The following is a 5,572-nucleotide window of genomic DNA, read 5'->3' as shown; positions in this document are numbered from 1 at the left end:
CAGCACGATCGAGCAGCGGGCAGCCGAGCTGCTGCTCAAGGCGGCGGATCTGCTGGCTGATGGTGGATTGGGTCAGATGGACCCGTTCACCGGCGCGGGTAAAGCTGCCGGTGTCGATAATGGCGACAAAACTGCGCAGTAACAGGGGATCCAGCATGGGATACTCCATTTACAAAACCACTGAACCCCATTCTATCATTTAATTTCAAAATGACTTTCGACCCCGCTAGGCTGGCGTTTTTGCCTCCTTTGACGGTGATCTGCCATGTTCAGCCCCGATGACTCCGTGTCCCGAATGCCCCCTGTCTCTCCCAGAACCGGAAACTGCACCCGATGAATCAACGAAATGCGGATCATCCCGCAGGCCAGACTGCCCTGTTGGTGCTGGTGATCCTGACTGGCCTTAACCTGCGCCCCTTTCTTACCGCCATCGGCCCGCTGGCCCAAGCCATTGACCAGCGTCTGGCACTGGGGATGGACACCCTGGCCTGGCTCACCCTGCTGCCGCTGTGGCTGATCGGTATTGGCGTGCTGCTCACCCCGAGCCTGCGTCGGCGCGCCAGTGCGCGCCAACTGCTGGGGGCGGCCCTGCTGCTGCTCGGCATTGGCAGCGCCATGCGCTTCGATGCCCAAAGCGGCGCCTTGCTGATCGCCAGCGCGGCGCTTTGTGGATTGGGGTCGGCACTGGTGCAGGGAGTGCTGCCCGCCCTTATCAAGCAGGCCTTCGCCCACAAGGTGCCGCTGGTGATGGGGATCTTCTCCGCCTGCATGATGGGAGGCGGGGCATTGGGGGCCAGTCTCACGCCACGGTTGGCGGCGAGCCTCGACTGGTCGCGGGCGCTGGCGCTCTGGAGTCTGCCGGTGCTGCTGGCCCTCGTCTGGCTGGTGTGGCAAGTGCGTCTGCCACGGGCCGCCGCGGTCGCCATTCCCGATGGCGAGCAGCGGCTAATCACCCTGCCCCGCAGCTGGTTGCTGATCGTCTGCTTTGGCATCATCAACAGCGGCTACGGCATCGTAGTGGCCTGGCTGGCCCCTGCCTATATGGCGCAGGGCTGGAGCGCCGCGCAGGCGGGCGAGCTGGTCGCCTGGTTGGCACTGGCCCAGACCGCCAGTGGCCTCGGCTTGCCGCTGCTGGCGGCGCGCAGTCTGGATCGGCGACCGTGGATGGGCCTTGCCATCGCCATGCAGCTGGCGGGATTTGGCGGCCTCTGGCTGGCGCCCGCCAGTGCCCCCATTCTCTGGTGCATGCTGTGCGGCGCCGGTCTGGGCGGCAGTTTTTCCCTGATCATGGTGATTGCGCTCGATCATCTGCCCGATCCGCGCCGCGCCGGCACCCTGAGCGCCCTGATGCAGGGCTTCGGCTTTATACTGGCTGCCACCGGCCCCTGGGTGGCGGCGCGCCTCTATCACCTGTTCGGTGACTTCGCCGCCGCCTGGCAGTGGCAGCTGGGGGGATTGCTGCTGATGAGCCTGCTGGTGCTGCGCCTCGACCCGCGCCACTACCCTCGCGTCATGGGGTTACCGACCGCCAGCGAGCCAACCCTTTCGTCGCCCCTCCCGGCCAGCGCTGCGGCCCAAAGCAACACACCGGCCTGAGGCCGGTGTGTTGGGGATAACCGTATTGGAGATGACTGGCGGCTGATACCACTCAGAGGGGCAACTCAGCGCCCCTTCTTCTGCCGTCCGGTGTTAGCGGTGCGCGGCTTGCCTGCGGCCGGTTTGCCCCCCTTGCCGGGAGCCCCTTTGCCTGCACTACCCTTGCCAGCGCCGCCCTTGTTGGCAGCACCTTTGCCCGCGCCACCCTTGCCCACCGGCAGCTTCTTCTCGAAGGCTTCCGGGCCCGGCACATTGGGGCGACCACCAATCTCGTGATCGTCATCGCGCCGCGGCTTCTTGCCCTGCCCCGGTTTGGCGGTTTGCACCGCAGGGGCCTTGGCCGCCTTCGGCTTGTCGCCTTTGGCCGGTTTCACCTCGGAGGAGGAGTCCTCAATCAGCTTGAACAGATCGATCAGCTCGTCGTCGGTGAGATCGCGCCACTCGCCTACCGGCAGCCCCTTGAGGCTGACGTTCATGATGCGGATGCGCTCCAGCTTGGTCACTTCAAAACCAAAGTACTCGCACATCCGGCGGATCTGGCGGTTAAGCCCCTGCACTAGCGTGATGCGAAAGACAAACGGCGCCTCTTTCTTCACCTTGCACTTCTTGGTCACTGTACCGAGGATCGGCACCCCGGCCGCCATGCCGCGCACAAACTCGTCGGTCACCGGCTTGTCGACGGTCACCAGATACTCTTTCTCGTGATCGTTGCCCGCCCGCAGGATCTTGTTGACCAGATCGCCGTGGTTGGTGAGAAAAATCAGCCCCTGCGAATCCTTGTCGAGCCGCCCGATGGGGAAGACCCGGGTGCTGTGGTTGACGAAATCGACGATGTTGTCCTTCTCGCCCGCCTCTGTGGTACTGACGATGCCCACCGGCTTGTTGAGGGCGATCAGCACCAGACTGTCCGCCTCGCGCGGCTCGATCACCTGACCGTTGACCTTGACCAAATCGCCAACCTGCACCTGATCGCCGATCCCGGCCCGCTTGCCGTTGATAAAGACGTGGCCCTGCTCGATAAAGCGGTCGGCCTCGCGGCGCGAGCAGATACCGCTCTCGCTGATGTATTTGTTCAGGCGCATGGATTCGTTAGCCAGCATGGGTCACCTGCCACAGGGTCTGGGCCGCGCCCGGTTGTGCCATCGCCTGTTCCGGCTGCGCCGGGGAGGCTGTTTGCTGCATCAGCCAATTCACTACGTCAAAGTTCTGCATACCATTCCATCTTCAAAAAAGGCCAATGCCAGCTTATCCATCAAAAAACGCCGCTACAGTAGCATAATTGCCCCCTCTCAGGGGCAGATAGTTGCAAGGTCGCAGCGCCCAAGCGGGCATCCGCGAACAAGTTCACGCCGCCAGATGGCCCGCGATGCAGCCTTCGAACGGCCAGCCTGATGTAAGCGGCGGGATCCGGCGCCCACAGCCAGCGCGGACGAACGCCATCAACTATACATATCACCTTGTTTCCATTAGGCTTTAAGCCGGTTGGCTGCGCCCAATGTGCTGCGCCAAACTTGCCCGCCCAGAGGCGGAACCACCCCTATCGCCAAGGATTGCACCATGCTGGCTCACACTCGCCGCCTTGTTCGCCGTGCTCTGCTGACCCTGTTGCTGCTGTTGCTGACCGCATGGGCGGTGATCGCCTACTTCGCCTGGCAGGCAGCGCCGCTGCAGCTGTGGCACACAGTAGTGCCCCCCGAACTCAGCGCCGATGAGCTCGACAGCAGCGACTGGCACGCCTATCTGGCCCGCGAAGCAGATCTGTTCGAGCTGGTGGCCACCGAGGTGGTCGCCAAGACGCCGCCTGAGCAGCAACTGGCCAGCAATCGCTACTATCAGGATGCCCCCATCAATCCCGCCCGCTTTCAGCAGAACTGGAACCGCTCCTACCTACTGCGCCCCGAGGGGGAAGTCAAAGGGGTGGCGGTGTTGCTGCACGGCCTGACCGACTCCCCCTACAGCCTGCGTCATCTGGCCAGACGATATCAGGAGCAGGGTTTTATCGCGCTGGGGCTGCGGATCCCCGGCCACGGCACTGTGCCCGCTGGCCTCGTGGATGTGGATTGGGAAACCTGGCTGGCCGCCACCCGACTGGCGGTGCGGGAGGCCAGATTGCTGGCGCAGGGCAAGCGGCCGCTGCATCTGGTGGGCTTTTCCAACGGCGGCGCGCTGGCGGTGAAATATGCGCTCGATGCGCTGGCCGACCCGAGTGGCACGCTGGCAAAACCGGATCGGCTGGTGCTGATCTCCCCGATGATCGGGGTGACCCGCTTTGCCCGCTTCGCCGGGCTCAAGGCCGTGCCTGCCCTGCTGCCCGCCTTTGCCAACGCCGCCTGGCTCGACACCATGCCGGAGTTCAACCCGTTCAAGTACAACTCGTTTCCGGTCAACGGCGCGCGCCAGTCCTATCGCCTGACCCACGCCATCCAGCAGCAGGTGCGCCAGCTGGCCGCCAGTGGCGAGCTGGCGGCGTTTCCCCCCGCCCTCACCTTCCAGTCGGTAATGGACTACACCGTCAGCACCCGCTCCATCATTGCCGATCTCTACCACTACCTGCCGGCCAACGGCAGCGAACTGGTGCTGTTTGATATCAACCGCAGCACTCTGTTTGGCCCGCTGATGAGCTCGGCCTCCGAGCTGGCGCTGCACCGCTTGCTGCCAAACGCCCCTCAGCACTATCGCCTCACCGTGGTGGGCAATGTGGAACCCGCCTCTCCCGCGACGCAGGCCAGAACGCTGGCCAGCGCAGACCAGCCTGAGCAGGTCCGCCCGCTGGGCATCGACTATCCCAAGGAGATCTACTCCCTCTCCCATGTGGCGCTCCCCTTCCCGATGGACGACCCCCTCTATGGCATGACAGCGCGCCCGGAGCAGCGGGAGCAATACGGCATCAACCTCGGTGGTCTGGCCCTGCGAGGCGAGCGCGGCGTGCTGATCGTCAACCCCGGCGCCCTCACCCGCACCTCCTCCAACCCCTTCTACCCCTATCTGCAGCAGCGGGTGATGGAGACCCTCACCGCCCCTCCCGTCGCCCGGCCTGCCGCCGTAACCCCTGCCAGCAGTGGTCAACCTGATGCGGCCTATCAGGCCGAGCTGGAGCAGTTTTTACAGGAGAGCGACGAGAGCAGCGCGCCTTTCTAGGGCGTTTCTGGAGTATCGGCAAAGAGCCACTGGCGCTGGGTCGATGGCGATACAAGAAAGGGGCTGTCAATTGACGGCCCCTTTCTATTGATGGTGCGATGGGGGGGATGGCTTGGTGGGCTCAGGGATAGATGCTCACTTCTATCAGATTCTGATCCGGGTCGAAGAAATAGAGTGACGCTGATAGGTGCTGCACCGTCAGGCACCGCGCCAACCCTATCAGGGGTAGATGCTCACTTCTATCAGGTTCTGGTCTGGATCGAGGAAATAGACAGATTCTATCGGCCCGCAGGCACCGCTTTTGGTCACCGGCCCCTCGACAATCTCCACCCCGTGGCAGGCAAGCTGGGCCATCACCTGCTCCAGCGGCCAGCGGGTGATAAGGCAGACATCTCCCGACCCCACCTGCGCCCGATTGCGTGGTTCCTGCCCCAACAGTTGCAGATTGATCTTCTGGTTGCCAAACCCTACCGCCCGGCGCCCCGCACCGAAGGTGATGGCCTCCATATTGAGCACCGAACTGTAAAAGGCCACGGCCCGTTCGATATCACTGACCGTCAATACCAGATGGTCGATATGGCTGATCATGGTTACCTCCTGGTGGTGATCTGGCTGATGTGACCGGCATATGCCCGCAAGCATCCGACTGCCGCCACGGCGGGCAACCCCATCATACCCGGCAAGGGTAAGCCCATGTGTGCCTTGGCGCGCAAAGCGAGCGCAAATGATCTGGTCAGATAAATTCGCGTTACTGCACCGCAGCGCACGCTTTGTCACGCTGGGCCTGCAGGGTCTCATCTTCGCTATCCATCGCCGCCAGAATCGCCTGATTGCAAGC

The 5,572-nt window shown here is 63.4% G+C and carries 6 protein-coding genes; 2 read left to right on the top strand and 4 right to left on the bottom strand.

All coding sequences use genetic code 11. The features are described from left to right. On the bottom strand, positions 1-157 hold a 157-nt coding region (locus tag AACS18_RS23020), incomplete at its 3' end, for a helix-turn-helix domain-containing protein (protein WP_374956602.1). A gap of 176 nt (positions 158-333) precedes the next feature. Between AACS18_RS23020 and AACS18_RS02485 the strand changes: the two genes are divergently transcribed. Continuing rightward, the gene (locus AACS18_RS02485; protein ID WP_108612013.1) at positions 334-1,596 is read left to right on the top strand and encodes a cyanate transporter; all 1,263 of its coding nucleotides are present in this window, start codon (positions 334-336) and stop codon (positions 1,594-1,596) included. 65 nt (positions 1,597-1,661) lie between these two features. On the opposite strand, the gene rluF is transcribed toward AACS18_RS02485, so the two are convergent. Together rluF and AACS18_RS02475 are read right to left on the bottom strand one after the other, a co-directional pair. Beyond that, on the bottom strand, positions 1,662-2,696 hold the full coding sequence (rluF, locus tag AACS18_RS02480; RefSeq protein WP_108612012.1) for a 23S rRNA pseudouridine(2604) synthase RluF: 1,035 nt from the start codon (positions 2,694-2,696) through the stop codon (positions 1,662-1,664). Beyond that, complete coding sequence (locus tag AACS18_RS02475) at positions 2,686-2,808, bottom strand: hypothetical protein (protein ID WP_005350832.1); 123 nt, start codon at positions 2,806-2,808, stop codon at positions 2,686-2,688. The genes rluF and AACS18_RS02475 overlap by 11 nt, the downstream gene beginning before the upstream one ends. 345 nt (positions 2,809-3,153) lie before the next feature. Here AACS18_RS02475 and AACS18_RS02470 point away from each other — a divergent pair, with 345 nt between their 5' ends. Continuing rightward, entirely contained in the window at positions 3,154-4,734 is a 1,581-nt protein-coding gene (locus tag AACS18_RS02470; RefSeq protein WP_108612011.1) for an alpha/beta hydrolase, read from the top strand. 219 nt (positions 4,735-4,953) lie between these two features. Here AACS18_RS02470 and AACS18_RS02465 read toward each other — a convergent pair whose 3' ends face one another. After that, positions 4,954-5,322, bottom strand: a complete 369-nt coding sequence (locus tag AACS18_RS02465) for a VOC family protein (RefSeq protein ID WP_005347086.1) — start codon at positions 5,320-5,322, stop codon at positions 4,954-4,956. Positions 5,323-5,572: the final 250 nt, after the last annotated feature.

It is taken from the genome of Aeromonas sp. HMWF015 (assembly GCF_963878965.1).
GTDB classification, from domain to species: domain Bacteria; phylum Pseudomonadota; class Gammaproteobacteria; order Enterobacterales; family Aeromonadaceae; genus Aeromonas; species Aeromonas veronii.
Note: the sequence above shows the minus strand (reverse complement) of the source record. Positions and strands in the feature narration are given on the sequence as shown.